Origin of the sequence: Pseudoalteromonas luteoviolacea (assembly GCF_018100925.1) — a bacterium.
Classification (GTDB): domain Bacteria; phylum Pseudomonadota; class Gammaproteobacteria; order Enterobacterales; family Alteromonadaceae; genus Pseudoalteromonas; species Pseudoalteromonas obscura.
The window spans coordinates 19913-35316 of sequence record NZ_JAGJEH010000021.1 but is presented as its reverse complement, the minus strand read 5'-3'; the positions used below and the strand labels follow the sequence as shown (position 1 = coordinate 35316).

Below are 15404 nucleotides of genomic sequence, written 5' to 3'. Positions count from 1 at the left end.
CTAGAAGATGTTTCAACCCACTAAAGATTTGGTCGCGTCCGTTAGAGCCAAGCAAAATTGTGTCGACGGTAAACAAGCAAAGCAAGAGCTCGCTGTTAATCAAGGCTTCCTTATAGATGTAAGAGAAGCATCTGAGTATCAAACCGGCGCTCCAAAAGCGGCGATTCACATCCCTAGAGGTTTACTGGAGTTTAAGCTACCTGAACTTGCGCCAGATCTAAAAACGGCGATTTACTTGTACTGCGCTTCTGGCGGAAGAGCCGTACTTGCCGCCGAACAGCTAAAACGACTGGGCTACCAAAATATTACTGTGCTCACGAGTTCACCCACTGAGCTGTGTACTATTTTTCCGAGTTAATTGATTTATTCATGCGGTTTGCGTTGTCGACTTCATGGTATAGCCACACCATGCGATCTAAAAACCAAGTTTTAGTCAATATCAAGCCAACCGCGCCTACACAAGTGCTGATCACTTCGTGAAAAAACAACCCCGCGACACACAATACAGTAAATATACAGAGCAAAATTGAAATGATATCCAGCATTTTTGAATGGTGCGGCGGGATTATTTCCGGTTGATAAATCAGTATGCGTTCACCCAATACGCTTTGTGACGCCCAATGGCGAGTATGTCGCGGCTTTTTAAAACACCTTGGGTTAATCCAAATCCAAACCATCAAGACCACCAAAGTTGGCCAAAACCAGATATCCAGTATTTCTCGCCACCAAATGCAGGCAATCAGCAAAGGCAAACAACTGTATCGAGTCCACACACTCCAAGGGTTTGCGTGTCGCTCCCACACTTCCTCACTCATAGCAAAATACTTCGCAGCAAGATTTTCTAATCGCATCAACATCTGTCCTTAAAGTCATCGTCATATACAGCCTACTCATGATCCGCGCACTGAACTGTTTAAAAATGTAGCATGGTTACAACATTTGTTGACGTTTTTTCCCAACTCCCTTACAGCACCAATCAACAGCTATTTGTAGAATCGATGTCACTTTAATTATCGATTGCAAAGGATTGTTCACAATGATACTGGCCCCTAAATACAAGTTGTTAATCGCTGCGAGCTGCTTAGTTTTAAGTGGTTGCCAAGATAACCAGGATCATCGGAGTGACTTGCAGCGCTCAGCTGGTACATGGCACAAACCAGCTTATGGCGAAGCACTTCACATTACAATGAGTCGAGTATTACGCTACCAATACAACAGTTATGACTGCATCCAAACATCAGAACTGACCCATCAACAAGCAAATCGCCAATTAGAAGTAAAGAAAGTTCATTCAACTGAACGATTGCGTTTAATCCACAAAGACCAAGTTTACCCTATTGATTATAGACAGATAGCTGCCATCCCTACACAATGCGACGATCCGATTTCGGCATCGAAGACAGTCTCTCCCGTCATTGTCTTTGACTATTTTTGGCATACTTTTAATGATTACTATGCCTTTTTTTCAATACGCAACCTTGACTGGCAGGCACAGTATGACCAGTACCGTCCACTTGTTACAGAATCAATGACAGAGCAGGCCCTATTTGATGTTCTCTCAGAAATGATTGCACCTCTTCAAGATATGCATGCAAGTATCTCATCACCTCAACAAGAGTATTTCTCACGCAAGTCAGTGCCGCTTTTAAATGCTGTGCAACAAGAAATGGCTAACCTAAACTACCTAGGAGAAGAGCATGATATGTATCGCATTTTTGAACATTACCAATCCCAGTTACAATCCATAAGCCAACACTATATTACGCCAGACAGTCTCACGACCATACCAGAAAATAGCCATACGGCCACTGCAATATGGGGGAAAACAGCAGACAATATTGGCATTTTGGTGCTCAACAATATGGATAGTTACTCTGAGGCTCAAACTGCAAATGAGTCCCAACAACTCTTAGCTGCCCATAAAATGATGTCGCGAGTCATGACTGATCTTGGCGACACTGACGCTATGCTCCTGGACATTCGCCACAATACTGGCGGAGATGATGCTATTTCGTTGGCCATTGCAGGCTACTTTGCCGACAAAGAAGTCTTGGCCTTTAACAAGCAAGCTATCAACCAAACTGGTCGAGGGATACCTGTACGGCAGAAATTAACTCTTAACCCAAATGCCTATACCAAACCGGTTTACTTACTCACTAGCCAATTGACAGTCAGCGCAGCTGAAGTATTTACGATGGCGATGGACCAACTCGATCATGTTACCAAAGTCGGTGAAGAAACTGCCGGAGCGCTCTCAGATGCATTGCGGTTTGAGTTGCCTAACGGCTGGCAATTAAGCCTATCCAATGAGATCTATCGCAATGCGCAAGGGGATATGTTTGAACATACAGGGTTTACTCCTGATCATCACGTCCCCGCTTTCAGTCAATATGATATCGAAATGCAGCGCTTTGAAACATATGAATTTGTGTTCAATAAATTAAACAAAGATTCGCGACCTACAAAGACAGTGGCGGATTTTGAACGCGAAATATCCGCACTACAAAAACAGGGAGACATAGCCACAATTGCAGTAAATATCGTGTCGCAAGGTCAATCTATATATAGTCAAGGCTTTACAACAAACAAGCGCAATTTGGTCAATGCTGACACGCCATTTTACCTCTCATCACTGAACGACATATTAGTTGGTGCCACCATAGCTCATGCGAGTATTGATGGGCATTTTTCTCTTGATGAGTCAATTGACGATGTTTTGCCTTTTGCACTGGAATACCCCGTTGGTCACGACCACCCAGTAACACTTTCTAAACTACTGACACACACCAGTGGCATTGTTGATAACCCAAAGGTCCTCAACTGTGCAGGACATGCTGCGGAACTTGTCACGTCTTGTGTGCACTCACACAAAGCCCGTGAAAATCTGTTAAAAGCCTATTTAAGTGCAGAAGGTGAGCTATACCAAACTGGCAATTTTTCTAGTCACTATGGAGTTACCTCAGAGCATGCCTCACTTTATTCTCAAATGGGCATAGAATTAGCTACTTTTGTACTTGAACAAAGTAGTCAAGAGCCTATATCTTCATTGGCGCAACGTTATGTATTTGAGCCGCTCAAGATGCAAAATACCTACTGGCAGCCCTCGAGTGACTCAACCACGACACGCGCTCAGTTTGTCTCCACAGCTAATGATTTGAGTCACTTGCTTATCGCGAGTATGCACCAAGCCATTGAAAATGATACTCCACTACCAACTTACTTTTGGCATACCGACAACCAGAAATTTTACTACCGAGGTAACGTAGCCGCACCCAAAGCGCAGTTTTTTGCCGACTTATACAATCAAACGGGGTTTATCTTACTAACAGATTCGGATCCTGGCTCTAAGAAGGCAAGCGCAGCATACCAAAAACTTGAAAAGCTGATATTTGATATGACTATGTATATGCATCACCAAATTAAATAATGACTTAGTGAGGCGAAAATGAGGCTGCTGGCTCAATTAAACTAGACGGGATTTTGGGCAGGTGATACGGCGCTACAAGTTGGTCTAGCGTCTTGTTTTTGGCCATACTGTGCATTTGCTTAGAAATATGATCCCCCAATCCAGAGTTTGCAAATGACTCACTCATCGCCATATAACCATAAATGGCTTGGGTATGGCGATATTGCATTTTCTTTAGTCTATGCATGGGTTGGTCGAGTGCATCCATTGCAATATCAGCGGTATCCTCTACCGCTATCACCAAATCGACACGCCCTTTAAGCACCAAATCAACAGCAACACGCTCCGAGGGAACGGCGATTTTATTTAAGCTATTATCTTTGTCAAAACGTGGAAAAAATGCACCGCCACGCATCACCGCAATGCGTTTACCTTGTAAGTCTTCATAGCGTTCAACCTCAATATCACTATTTTGCTGTCCATAAAATACAAATGACGAAGATAACACCATATAAGGAGGTTCAACAAAAGACATGATTTTTTCACGCTCAGGAGTTCTGATTAATCCCCCCATCACATCTACCTTACCTTTACTCAGTAAACGGACACAACGTGAGAAAGGGCAAGGTACCGCTTTTATCTTGTACTTTTTATCACTGGTTAACTGGGCATATTTGAGAATATCCAAGATCAAGCCCTGAGAGTGGTTGTTTTCACTCAGCCGGCTATAAGGAGGCGCATGATCCACTGCCACATGAACAATTTGCTCTACTGCTAGACTATACGTACTAAAAGTTAAAGCCAACACACTCTGTATTAGTACGTTATATAACTTCATTCGACCACCCACCTAAAAACACGCCTTTAAACACCAAGACATTGTGCGTACTTGCGATTACCTATGTCATGCTCTCCTGCTATATAACATATCTCATTGTCACGAAAATACCACAATAAAATAGTTTCCTGAACCACCACCTTATCACAGACAAGGTGACTACTCAGTCATTTTTTTACCTATGGGATGAACAGCGGATCTCGCCCTGCATAAAAGGCATAGGTACTCCAGAGTGCGTTTTAAGCCATAACACTACGTGTGTCAAAGGTTTGATAGGGACGTAGCTCAAATTCTTTGATGAGCAATAACATCTGGTCAAGTATATTAGCTTGAATGTGCTCATAGTTAACCCAACTTTTATCTTTACTAAAACAATACAGCTCGATAGGCAGGCCATTATGAGTCGGAGAAAGCTCACGCACCATACAAATACACTCAGTATTTATCTCGGGACGTTGTTTCAATAACAATTCAGCATACATTCTAAATGCAGTTAAGTTGCTACACATTTCTGGTAATTTTAATGCATTCAATTCTACGAACTTGTCTTTCAACACTATCAATTGCTGCTCAGACAACAGAGACACACTGTTCATATCTATTGGAATAGTACGCTTTATACGGCGCCCAGCTGACTCTTGCATTGCACGCCAGTTTTTAAAGGAATCAGAGATCAGCGCATAGGTAGGGATTGTTGTCACCGTGTTATCCCAATTGCGAACTCGCACGGTATTTAAGCCCAAATCAATGACTTCTCCATCGGCACCAAATGTATCAACTTGGATCCAGTCTCCTGTCGCAACCAGTTTGTTTGCTGCGATTTGTATACTCGCCACCAGACCTAAAATAGTGTCTTTGAAAACCAATAGCGTCACCGCAGCAATGGCACCAAAGCCAGACAAAATATAGGTTGGTGACTTGTCAACTACAGTGCTGACGACCAAAACAGTTGTGACAATGAATACCATCAGTTTGGCCAACTGAACAATGCCCTTAATAGGAACATCTTTTGCGAATTTTTGCTGCTGATATATTGCATGGGCAATATTCATTAAAGAGCTCACTAAAAAGCCAAACGCAATAATTAAAATGACCTGAGCCAATACTTGTAATTGCGCCATGACCCACAAGGGCGCAACAAACAAATACTTGTTAACCATCACAAACAACATACTGCAAATTAGTAAAGCCACTCTGCCACTTAACTTACTTAACTGGGGAGCGAGAAATGCAATTTTTGCCCGCGAAAAACGCGATAACATACGTTTGACTTTTGGCACTAATGCTAACTTGATCAGTGCGAATATGATCACTAAAGCAATCAACGACACACTATTTGTAAGGGAGGCTAGAACAAAAGGGTGCATGTTAGCGCCACCAATAATTGGTGAGATCACATCTTGTACATGCATTGAATTCATAGTGATTTTGCCTCTGTTGAATACTTTCCAGTTGCGTCATCAAGCCGTTGCTCTATGGCTTTTATTTGCAGAGATTTCTGTTGCCACAGTTGATTCATATAGGCCTGAAATTGCACGCGATACTCTTTATCAAGTTGATAATCACCCTTTGGTAAATCGTCTATTGGAATATAGTCAACTTCCAGCGAAACTGCTTCTAACTGCCCGCGGAAAAATGCCCGGCAAATATGTTCATCGTCACTATGATAAACCACAGCGGTATTTAATAAGCCGTCAACCTGCTCACTCAACACATCTAAAGCAAAAGCAGTTCCCCCTGCTTTTGGCTTTAATAAATTATCAAATGGGCTCGCTTGGCGCAGCTGTTTTGCCGCAGTAAAACGAGTACCTTCAGCAAAATTTATCACCGTAGTAGGATGTTGTTTAAAGTTTTTACAACTCTGTCTGGTACGCTCTACGTCCATGCGTTTTAATTTAGGGTTTTTAGCTATTTGCGCTTTACTAGCGCGTTTCATAAATGGCATATCCAATGCCCACGCCCCAGTACCAATAAATGGCACATATTTTAGCTCATCTTTAAGGAAAAACTTTGGAGCTGGTAATTGAGCTTGCGCACTTAGTACCACGATATCCAACCAACTAATATGGTTAGAAACCAATAAATACCAACCATTTATCGAAACAGACTGTGGGATCTTGACGTGCATCTGCACGCCACCTAGCTTTAATCCTATGCGATTTCCGAGACACCATTTATGGTAAGCCCAATGCAATAGCACAGAAACGAATTTGACGCGAATACACCATTTAGTCACACCAAGTAATAGCACTATCACACCCCAAATCACGGTGTTTAGTAATAAAAATAATGTTCCAATTGCACCGTAAAACCACTTCGGTAATATACTCTTCATTATTTCTGTTCCTATACTTGCTGCTTATTCCGTGTACTACCTGTTTACTTCGAAGGCGTTGCCAGCTGGTCGATGCACTTGTCTTTTTCTGACCATAAGCGATTAAGCTCTCCTTGAAATTGCACCCGAAATTCATTGTCTCCGGTGTAATCTCCCACCAGCTTATCACTGACTGGCATCAACTCGACTTGTACATTAATTTGGCCTACTTTTCCGGCCACAAAATCCATAAAAGTAGGCACTCCATCTGGGTAGTGAATAGTTACATTGACCACTTTATTAATCTGTTCTCCCATGGCCTGCATTACAAAAGCAATGCCTCCAGCCTTAGGCTTAAGTAAATGCTTAAATGGGCTATTTTGTCTTTGATGTTTTTCCTTGGTATAACGCGTACCTTCAACAAAGTTCACAATACTGACAGGCATCGTTTTGAACTTTTCGCATGCTTTTCTTGTGGTTTCGATATCCTTGCCTTTAAGTTTAGGGTTTTTCCTAATCTGGCTTTTACTGGTACGAGTCATAAATGGAAAGTCCAGCGCCCACCAAGCAAGCCCCAAAAACGGCACGTACAAGAGCTCTTTTTTGAGAAAGAAGTTTAAAAAAGGAATCTTGCGATGCAGTACTCTTTGCAATACCAGTATATCAACCCAGCTTTGATGGTTGGCGATCACTAGGTACCAATCTTTTGTATTAAGCGTATCTGCACCTGAAACTTGTAACTGATAAGGTGAAATGCAGCTCTGATTAACATTGTTGCCCGCCACCCACATGCTTGCACATGCTTTTGCCAATTTACTCAATAAACGCTGCAAAATAGGGAACGGTATCAGTTTTAATACACCACAAATGAAAATTGGCACGAACCACACTAATGTATTTAGGACATATAAAATAAGCCCCATGATTTGACGGACTAGCGACATGCAAAGTTCCTTTACTACTATTATTTACTCGAGGACATCTCATCACAGCTCAATACTGTGATGAGGTCATCATACGCATTTTCAAGATCAGAAAAAATCTGAGCAGTTCTTATCAATCTTCAAAGTATGTATATCCAGCCAAACCCGAATTTAACTCTTGTAGAAATGCTTGTTGTGTTTGCGCAGGCAAAGCCGTGGCATTTATCTGGCGGTTAAAATTGTCTACCAATTGCTGTTTGTCATAATGAACAAAGCGCAATACATCTTCAACGCAGTCTCCTTTAAGCGCATTCGTCAATTGGTAGCCTTGTTCAGTGAGCTCAACGTGCACAGAATCCGTGTCGCCAAATAGGTTATGTAAATCTCCCAATATCTCTTGATATGCACCGACCATGAACATAGCTAAATGATATTGCTCTGTGCTGCGATATTGCGGCATTGGCAAACTGGATTCTATTCCAGCCCCTTCAACATACTCGCGAATTTGCCCATCTGAATCACAGGTAATATCTTGGATGATAGCTCTTTGCGTTAAGGGTTGATCGAGATTGGTAATTGGCATAACTGGGAACAACTGCTGGATCCCCCAAACATCTGGCAAAGATTGAAACAGTGAAAAGTTCACAAATAATTTGTCGGCTAATTTTTCATTTAAATCATCCAACACTTCTCGATGTGCTCTAGATTGTGTGTTCAGGCTATCACGTACATTTCTCAATATTGTAAAATACAAACGCTCGATCTGCGCCCACTGTGCCATCGTGATAAGGCCATGAACATATTGATCATGGGCATCTTGGAACAAATGCATCGCATCATGATACGTTTCCAAGGCCAGTCTTGGCGTCAATCGCGCCAGTGATAACCGCAACTCTTGGATTAAATGATGTTCATCACCAGACTCCTGTTCAGGCACGGCTTCACAAGGGGCCGTTTCAATATCGATAACATCCGTAATAAGTACCGCGTGATGGGCAGTTAATGCTCTTCCCGACTCAGTAATGATATCTGGGTGGGGTAAGTCGTGTTGCTCTGCAACTTCAGCAAATGCGTTCACCACATTGCGAGCATATTCACCAACGGTGTAATTCATCGAGCAAGCGCTACGCGAGCCTGAGCCCTCATAGTCAACTCCGAGGCCACCACCAACGTCGACTGTTTTTAACGGTACACCCATCTGGGTTAATTCTGCGTAGTGTCTCGCGCACTCTCTCAGTGCACGCTGAATATCGCGAATATTGGCAATTTGAGAGCCTATATGAAAATGTACCAACTGCATCAAGTGCAGCTTATTTTGACGGCGCAAAGTCTCTACCGCATTGAGTACTTGCCCAGCGGTCAGGCCAAACTTTCCCTTTTCTCCACCCGTATTCTGCCACTTGCCCTTTCCTACAGAGTTGAGTCGTATGCGAATACCAATGGCCGGCTCGATTTGCATATCGTCTATTTCAGCAATGAGCGCATCAAGTTCTGATAGCTTTTCAACCACAATCTGTACCTTGTGCCCCATGGCTTGTCCAATCAGTGAAAGACGAAGAAACTCTCTGTCTTTATAGCCATTACACACAATCGTAATTGGAGCAGTAGCCAAACCCAAAATGGCCATAAGTTCAGGTTTAGACCCCGCTTCCAATCCCACTAGCCCACTTGGATGACTAAGCAACTTACTGACCACAGAACGCTGTTGATTCACTTTAATTGGGTAGACACAAGTGTATTGACCACGGTAGCTCTTTTGAGCACGCGCATTCTCAAATGCTTGCGTCAGTGTATCTACTCTGTTTTGCAAGATATCGGTAAAACGCACTAAAACAGGCAGCGTCAGCCCTTGCGCTTTAAAGCGCTCAGTAAGTTCAGATAATGAAATAGGGCTTTTGCTGCGATCGCCATCTGGATAGGCGACTAACTTACCAGCATCATCAATATCAAAATAACCATCGCTCCAATGTTGTACATTGTATGTATTACGTGCTGTATCGACTCCCCACTCCATCATCTTCTCTGCAAAATAATTCTAATATGTTGCTCATTTTAATACTCTTAAGCGTGATTAGCGATAGGGAAAGGTCGCTTTTATACGCACTTAGGGGCGCAATTTATGGTAAACAGACAAACTAGGCACAATCGACTAAAATAGATTGAGCAAATTCTTTGGCGCTGGCAAAATTGCGCCTGTTAACAATTCAACGTGAAAGCAAAAATGTCTAATTTAGAAGCAAACCGCTGGTTTACAGAGATCAGTGACCGAGATGGTAGCGCTTTTTCTCTGCGTATCAATAAAAAGCTAGATGAAGTTCAATCACCATTTCAAAAGGTTGAGATGTATGAAACAACCGACTTTGGTAATTTGATGATCATAGATGGCTGCACCATGGTCAGTACTCGTGAGAACTTTTTTTATCATGAAATGATGAGTCACACTGCACTCTTTGCTCACCCTGCACCTAAAAATGTCGTGATCATCGGCGGTGGGGATTGCGGAACACTGCGCGAAGTACTCAAACATCCAGACGTCGAGTCGGTTACTCAAATAGACATCGACGAAGTGGTAACACAAATGTCACTCAAGTACTTCCCTGAATTATGCGCCTCAAATGACGACCCTCGCGCTACGGTGATGTTTGATGACGGCATCAAATATATGCGAGAAGCTCCTGCAAATTCTATTGATGTGGTCATTGTCGATGGTACAGATCCGGTAGGTCCAGGTGAAGGCCTATTCAATCACGCATTTTATACGAGTTGTTTAGCTGCACTGCGCGAAGGTGGGATTTTAATCCAGCAAAGTGAATCACCTTTGATGCATATGGCACTGCTTAAAGAAATGCGTCAAGCAATGAAAGATGTGGGTTTTGCCGATTTGCAAACCTTGCCATTTCCACAGCCTATTTACCCAAGCGGTCTATGGTCAGCAACACTCGCGCGCAAAGGTGAACACTTCAACGGCTTTAGAGAGCAGGATGTTGATGCTGCACAGTTTGATACCGAATATTACAATAGCGGTATTCACCACGGCGCCTTGGCAACGCCTAACTTTATGCGCCGCGCATTCGACGAATAGCGCTCAAGCCATAAAGTAAAAACCCAAGCAATGCTTGGGTTTTTTGTCTTGTCAGACTATCACTTCTGATGATACTGACGACTAAATTCATGGACTGAATTAATGAACACACCTGCATTTTCAGGGTCAACATCCGGTGTAATGCCATGACCTAAGTTAAAGACATGGCCACTGCCTTCTCCGAAGCCAGCCAAGATTGACTGAACCTCTTCACGAATGCGCTCGGGTGTACCATGTAACATGGCAGGATCCATGTTGCCTTGCAGCGCAACTTTATCACCTACACGGCGTTTTGCATCGGCAATATCTATGGTCCAATCCAGACCAATTGCATCACAGCCCGTTGCAGCAATCGCTTCAATCCATTGCCCGCCATTTTTGGTAAACAAGGTAACGGGCACTTTACGACCATCGTTTTCACGGATCAGGCCATCGACAATTTTATGCATGTACTGTAGCGAGAACTCTTTATAGTCACGAGGGCTTAGCACACCACCCCAAGAATCAAAGATCATCAGAGACTGCGCGCCCGCTTTCACCTGTGCATTTAAATAGTCAATTACCGAGTCAGCGACTTTATCAAGTAGTAAATGCAATGTCTGCGGTTCAGCAAATGCCATTTTTTTGATCTTACCAAAGGTTTTACTGCTACCGCCTTCGATCATGTATGTGGCGAGCGTCCATGGAGAACCAGAGAAGCCGATTAAAGGAACTTCTCCTTTTAGCTCTCGGCGAATAGTGCTCACGGCATTCATCACATAACCAAGCTCGTCCGTAGGATCGAGTTTTGGTAACTTCTGAACATCAGCTAGCGAGGTGATTGGACGTTCAAACTTTGGACCTTCACCTGTTTCAAAGTACAAGCCAAGTCCCATAGCGTCAGGGATAGTTAAAATATCACTGAATAGAATCGCAGCATCCAGTGGGTAACGGCGTAGTGGCTGTAATGTCACTTCACAAGCTAATTCAGCATTTTTACATAAGCTCATAAAGTCACCAGCTTGCGCTCGTGTAGCTCTGTATTCAGGGAGGTAACGACCTGCTTGTCGCATCATCCATACAGGTGTCACATCAACCGGCTGCTTCTGCAACGCGCGTAAATAACGATCATTTTTCAACTCGCTCATAGCGTGATTCAATTCCAGTGCTGTAAAAATTGTTCGAATTGTATCACTTTATCCCCAACCCCCCTAGCTGTTCAACCGTTTAAATCACTTCTCCATGATCCAGATTAATGTGTAACTCATTCAAATCCCCCCTTTGTTGACTCAAAACACCAATCAATACTTTTCCATAAACGCACTTTCATATTTTTGAGATATTAAATTCATAAAAAAATGTTCGTGATTATTTGCACCACAAAAAAAACCTTGCTATAAAAATGCTGCGCAAAATAACAAGAACAAAACACCTTCTAACAAGAACAAGTGCTATTTGCTAAACTGTTTTGAACCACCTTAGGGTGGTTTTTTGTTTTTTATCACCCAGCAAACATCACTTTGCCTACCTGAATACTAAATAAAAATGATTAACACCAAGACTAAAAAACCCAGCTAAGGTACAAATGAAAGAAATTATGTGCTTTTTGCAAAAAGTGGTTGATCTTTTCATCAGTTTTCATTTTTATAGGAGGCAAGATTAAGTATTCAGTATTACCAAATTGCTGTCTCTTATTGGGTCCAAACCATCCTATTTTTGATGTACCCATAAAAATAAAATCTAATATACAAACACAATTTGGTCATTGCAGGGCCTAAAAAAACGACCCGCTAAGGAGATAACTATGCTTTCACGGTTAGAACAAGCCCAACAAAAATGGGGAGGGAGTCATAGTGTTATCGACAACTGGCTCATGGAGCGTCAAGAATTGCTGCTACTATATTACAAAGTAGCAGGCCTATCGCCTTATGAGAGCGTAGACAAAGCGCTGCCAGAACAAGTTCAAATCCAGTCTTTTTGCCAGATATTAATGGATTACTTGTCAGCTGGACACTTTGAGATATATGACAACATTGTTGCTGCGTGCAAAGAAAAAGGCCCTGATAGCTTAAAACTAGCTCAGTCTATTTACCCGCAAATTACAGCATCAACTGATTTAGCACTCGACTTCAATGATAAATACGCAGAAGCAAGTAGTGACAACCCACTAGAAGATTTTGATAAAGACCTATCAACCCTCGGTGAAGCGCTGGAGCAGCGGTTCGGACTAGAGGATGAACTGATTGATAATCTCTTTGCAAATCATACCGAATAAACTAAGCAAATAAAAAAGGGCCCTATCGGCCCTTTTTTTATTTGCTCGCACCTTAGGCTGCAGGCTTCTCTTTATCTTCTTGGATCTCCAGTAGCTCAACTTCAAAAACAAGTGTTGAGTTAGCAGGGATCTTACCTAAGTTACGCTCACCGTAACCTAGATCTGCAGGAATGGTGAATTTATACTTTGAACCCACAGGCATTAGCTGTAGACCTTCCGTCCAACCAGCGATAACTTGGTTAAGTGGGAAAGTTGCAGGCTGGTTGCGCGAATATGAGCTATCAAACTCAGAACCGTCCAGTAGCGTCCCTTTGTAGTGTACTTTTACAACGTCAGTTGCAACTGGCTTTTTACCTTCGCCTGTTGAAATTACTTCGTACTGAAGACCAGACTCAGTCACTGTAACGCCGTCTTTCTTCGCGTTTTCAGCTAGGTATTTTGCGCCTTTTTCTTTGTTTTCTTTCGCGTCAGCTTCTGCTTTAGCAGTTTGCTTTTCACGTACAGATGTATCAAGTGCAGTTAACACTTCACGAATTTTTTCATCATCTAGTTTTGAATTACCAGCAAGCGCATCTTCAAAGCCTCTCATAAGCAATGCTTGATCAAGCTCAATGCCTAGGCCTTGCTTATCTGCAAGATCTTTTTGTAGGAAATTACCCACAGATGCACCAATACCGTATGCTTGCTTTTGAACTTCAGTTTCTAGTTTTACTTCTTCTACTTTTGCAGTTTCCTGCGCTTTTTGATTACACGCAGTTAATGCAAGTACTGAGGCTGCAATTAAAGACAGCTTAATAGTTTGTTTCATTTTACTTTCTCCGACATCCGAGCAGCCAGCAATGTCTCATTGCTCTCTAACTTCATTGTCATGTTAAATAATTATTAATTTAAAAGGTGATGTCACATTATCACTCATTGCCACCAAAGCCAAGATTCACACCTACAGAACCTTGCTTTAGGAAAAATCCATGTTACTGGCGACATACTTTAGCGAATACGCTAATATCAGTTTTGTGGCCCAATCAATTTTACCACTAGTCTACTCGGTGCAAATCATAGAGTTAAGGGGAAATACCGAATTTATGGCCAAATTTTTTAAATTGCACACACGACTCTTCGTTTGCTTACCCATTCTGATGCTATCAGGTTGTTCTCCAGACAGTTCCAAAGCGAAATTGACTGTCGAACACGCTGCACGCGGTGCATTTGCAGCCGCTATTTCACACGATGGGCGTTACAGTTTAGTGTCATCAGTCGAACACGGTGCAGTTTTATGGGACAACACCACCCATGGCCTGAAATATCAGTGGTCTCATTCAGATCAGCCTGATGAGCTCATTCACTCTCTCGCCATTTCCCATGACAGCTCCACAGCGGTCACAGCCGCCAACGATCGATTTGCTGTATGGCAGCTCTCCGACGGTAAAAACATTGGCTATTATCAAATAGACACTGGCACCATCAGAGACATCGCAGTCAGCAACCAAGGTAGATATGTCCTATACGGTCGCAGTGACAATGTGGTTGTGCATCTCGACTTAGATAGCGGAAGACGAATAGAGTTCCTTGGACACCAAGAAAAAATTAATAGTATTGCGCTTTCACCCAATGGACACTTCGCACTCACAGGCGCCAATGACTATAGTGCATACTTTTGGGACACCAGAACTGGCCAAGTTTTGCACCGATTTAACCACCCAAGTCGAGTGACCAAAGTGGCGTTAGATCCGCAAGGTCGCTATGCATTTACTGCCGACAGCATGAAAAAAGCCAGTATTTGGCAGCTCACTTCAGGTGATCTTGTGGCGCAATTACAGTATATTGCACGGCAGAAAATATTCAGTGCCGTGCGCTTCAATCAGCAGGGTGATCTGCTCGCAACAGGCTCCCCCAACCGCCAACTGACACTTTGGCGGATCAGTGATGGCACCAAGTTAAACACTTGGCTAGTTAAACCCAGAGAAGGCAGCCGACCCAAATCCGCAGTCGTATTTGATGTGGCGTTTGCAAAGCGTGACGGCGTTTTGGTTACCGAGAGCTCAAGCGGTTTAATGGAGCAATTCGAAAGAGTAAAAGAGTAATGACAGAGTTAGAAAGTCGCGTAATTGAACTTGAAGCAAAAGTGGCATTTCAAGAAGATACCATCGAGACGTTAAATGATGAGTTAAGAGTCCACCAAGCAAGGCTTGCAACGATGCAGCATCAAATCAGATTGTTAGCTGAAAAAATCAAAGAGGGCAAAGATGATGGCATGATGCCTATCGAGCAAGAGCCCCCACCACCGCACTATTAATCCACAACCGTATTTGATGCGCTCAGGCGCATCAGGTTATTGCGGTTTAAAAACACCAATGACCTGTTCAAATTGACGCGTTGACGCTTGTACTGCTTCTTCAGGTTGAGTCATTGAATGGCCACAAGCGACGCACTCGACCTTTTCAACATCATGCTCTTTGTAAAGCATCATAACATCCATTTTGTTGCAAGCCGGGCATGACGCACCAGCAATAAAGCGTTTTTTCGTTCTCACAATACAACCTCACCTACTCTGTGAAAGGCTATTTTAACTCAAGTCGCGATACATTTA

At 42.8% G+C, this 15404-nt stretch carries 15 protein-coding genes; 6 read left to right on the top strand and 9 right to left on the bottom strand.

Annotation, left to right across the window (positions count from 1 at the left end):
- Positions 1–7: 7 nt before the first annotated feature.
- The gene (locus J8M00_RS26760) at positions 8–358 is read left to right on the top strand and encodes a rhodanese-like domain-containing protein (protein ID WP_211013431.1); all 351 of its coding nucleotides are present in this window, start codon (positions 8–10) and stop codon (positions 356–358) included.
- Here the strand turns inward: J8M00_RS26760 and J8M00_RS26755 are convergent.
- Complete coding sequence (locus J8M00_RS26755) at positions 342–851, bottom strand: DUF6653 family protein (protein ID WP_211013430.1); 510 nt, start codon at positions 849–851, stop codon at positions 342–344. The two genes, J8M00_RS26760 and J8M00_RS26755, sit on opposite strands and share 17 nt — an antisense overlap.
- A gap of 185 nt (positions 852–1036) precedes the next feature.
- Between J8M00_RS26755 and J8M00_RS26750 the strand changes: the two genes are divergently transcribed.
- Complete coding sequence (locus tag J8M00_RS26750; RefSeq protein WP_211013429.1) at positions 1037–3427, top strand: S41 family peptidase; 2391 nt, start codon at positions 1037–1039, stop codon at positions 3425–3427.
- 4 nt (positions 3428–3431) lie between these two features.
- On the opposite strand, the gene J8M00_RS26745 is transcribed toward J8M00_RS26750, so the two are convergent.
- The 5 genes from J8M00_RS26745 to speA form a co-directional block, all read right to left on the bottom strand.
- Complete coding sequence (locus tag J8M00_RS26745; protein WP_211013428.1) at positions 3432–4244, bottom strand: substrate-binding periplasmic protein; 813 nt, start codon at positions 4242–4244, stop codon at positions 3432–3434.
- 239 nt (positions 4245–4483) lie between these two features.
- Positions 4484–5665: a mechanosensitive ion channel family protein gene (locus J8M00_RS26740; protein ID WP_211013427.1), complete on the bottom strand. Its 1182-nt coding sequence runs from the start codon at positions 5663–5665 to the stop codon at positions 4484–4486.
- Positions 5662–6582: an acetyltransferase gene (locus tag J8M00_RS26735; protein ID WP_211013447.1), complete on the bottom strand. Its 921-nt coding sequence runs from the start codon at positions 6580–6582 to the stop codon at positions 5662–5664. Before J8M00_RS26735 ends, J8M00_RS26740 begins: the two co-directional genes overlap by 4 nt.
- Positions 6583–6623: 41 nt before the next feature.
- Positions 6624–7502: an acyltransferase gene (locus tag J8M00_RS26730; RefSeq protein WP_211013426.1), complete on the bottom strand. Its 879-nt coding sequence runs from the start codon at positions 7500–7502 to the stop codon at positions 6624–6626.
- A gap of 112 nt (positions 7503–7614) precedes the next feature.
- The gene (gene speA, locus J8M00_RS26725) at positions 7615–9495 is read right to left on the bottom strand and encodes a biosynthetic arginine decarboxylase (protein ID WP_211013446.1); all 1881 of its coding nucleotides are present in this window, start codon (positions 9493–9495) and stop codon (positions 7615–7617) included.
- 207 nt (positions 9496–9702) lie between these two features.
- Between speA and speE the strand changes: the two genes are divergently transcribed.
- On the top strand, positions 9703–10563 hold the full coding sequence (gene speE / locus J8M00_RS26720) for a polyamine aminopropyltransferase (RefSeq protein WP_211013425.1): 861 nt from the start codon (positions 9703–9705) through the stop codon (positions 10561–10563).
- Positions 10564–10622: 59 nt separating this feature from the next.
- Here speE and hemE read toward each other — a convergent pair whose 3' ends face one another.
- Positions 10623–11690: a uroporphyrinogen decarboxylase gene (gene hemE / locus J8M00_RS26715; protein WP_211013424.1), complete on the bottom strand. Its 1068-nt coding sequence runs from the start codon at positions 11688–11690 to the stop codon at positions 10623–10625.
- A gap of 656 nt (positions 11691–12346) precedes the next feature.
- Between hemE and rsd the strand changes: the two genes are divergently transcribed.
- Positions 12347–12817, top strand: coding sequence for a sigma D regulator (gene rsd / locus J8M00_RS26710; protein WP_211013423.1), 471 nt, complete (start codon positions 12347–12349; stop codon positions 12815–12817).
- 52 nt (positions 12818–12869) lie between these two features.
- On the opposite strand, the gene fkpA is transcribed toward rsd, so the two are convergent.
- Positions 12870–13625: an FKBP-type peptidyl-prolyl cis-trans isomerase gene (fkpA, locus tag J8M00_RS26705; protein WP_211013422.1), complete on the bottom strand. Its 756-nt coding sequence runs from the start codon at positions 13623–13625 to the stop codon at positions 12870–12872.
- A 328-nt stretch (positions 13626–13953) separates the two neighbouring features.
- On the opposite strand from fkpA, the gene J8M00_RS26700 reads away from it, so the two are divergent.
- Both J8M00_RS26700 and J8M00_RS26695 read left to right on the top strand, forming a co-directional pair.
- A complete protein-coding gene (locus J8M00_RS26700) occupies positions 13954–14898 on the top strand; it encodes a WD40 repeat domain-containing protein (protein ID WP_247687593.1) in 945 nt (314 codons plus the stop codon).
- Positions 14898–15110, top strand: a complete 213-nt coding sequence (locus tag J8M00_RS26695) for a SlyX family protein (protein WP_023401299.1) — start codon at positions 14898–14900, stop codon at positions 15108–15110. Before J8M00_RS26700 ends, J8M00_RS26695 begins: the two co-directional genes overlap by 1 nt.
- A 36-nt stretch (positions 15111–15146) precedes the next feature.
- Here J8M00_RS26695 and J8M00_RS26690 read toward each other — a convergent pair whose 3' ends face one another.
- Complete coding sequence (locus J8M00_RS26690; RefSeq protein ID WP_023401300.1) at positions 15147–15347, bottom strand: YheV family putative zinc ribbon protein; 201 nt, start codon at positions 15345–15347, stop codon at positions 15147–15149.
- Positions 15348–15404: the final 57 nt, after the last annotated feature.

What these genes read in the sequence shown, in the direction of transcription:
- rsd (WP_211013423.1), top strand. Translation starts at nt 12,347, where the DNA reads ATGCTTTCACGGTTAGAACAAGCCCAACAAAAATGGGGAGGGAGTCAT.
- speA (WP_211013446.1), bottom strand. Translation starts at nt 9,495, where the DNA reads ATGGAGTGGGGAGTCGATACAGCACGTAATACATACAATGTACAACAT.
- speE (WP_211013425.1), top strand. Translation starts at nt 9,703, where the DNA reads ATGTCTAATTTAGAAGCAAACCGCTGGTTTACAGAGATCAGTGACCGA.
- fkpA (WP_211013422.1), bottom strand. Translation starts at nt 13,625, where the DNA reads ATGAAACAAACTATTAAGCTGTCTTTAATTGCAGCCTCAGTACTTGCA.
- hemE (WP_211013424.1), bottom strand. Translation starts at nt 11,690, where the DNA reads ATGAGCGAGTTGAAAAATGATCGTTATTTACGCGCGTTGCAGAAGCAG.
- J8M00_RS26700 (WP_247687593.1), top strand. Translation starts at nt 13,954, where the DNA reads ATGCTATCAGGTTGTTCTCCAGACAGTTCCAAAGCGAAATTGACTGTC.
- J8M00_RS26730 (WP_211013426.1), bottom strand. Translation starts at nt 7,502, where the DNA reads ATGTCGCTAGTCCGTCAAATCATGGGGCTTATTTTATATGTCCTAAAT.
- J8M00_RS26755 (WP_211013430.1), bottom strand. Translation starts at nt 851, where the DNA reads ATGCGATTAGAAAATCTTGCTGCGAAGTATTTTGCTATGAGTGAGGAA.
- J8M00_RS26760 (WP_211013431.1), top strand. Translation starts at nt 8, where the DNA reads ATGTTTCAACCCACTAAAGATTTGGTCGCGTCCGTTAGAGCCAAGCAA.
- J8M00_RS26745 (WP_211013428.1), bottom strand. Translation starts at nt 4,244, where the DNA reads ATGAAGTTATATAACGTACTAATACAGAGTGTGTTGGCTTTAACTTTT.
- J8M00_RS26750 (WP_211013429.1), top strand. Translation starts at nt 1,037, where the DNA reads ATGATACTGGCCCCTAAATACAAGTTGTTAATCGCTGCGAGCTGCTTA.
- J8M00_RS26695 (WP_023401299.1), top strand. Translation starts at nt 14,898, where the DNA reads ATGACAGAGTTAGAAAGTCGCGTAATTGAACTTGAAGCAAAAGTGGCA.
- J8M00_RS26740 (WP_211013427.1), bottom strand. Translation starts at nt 5,665, where the DNA reads ATGAATTCAATGCATGTACAAGATGTGATCTCACCAATTATTGGTGGC.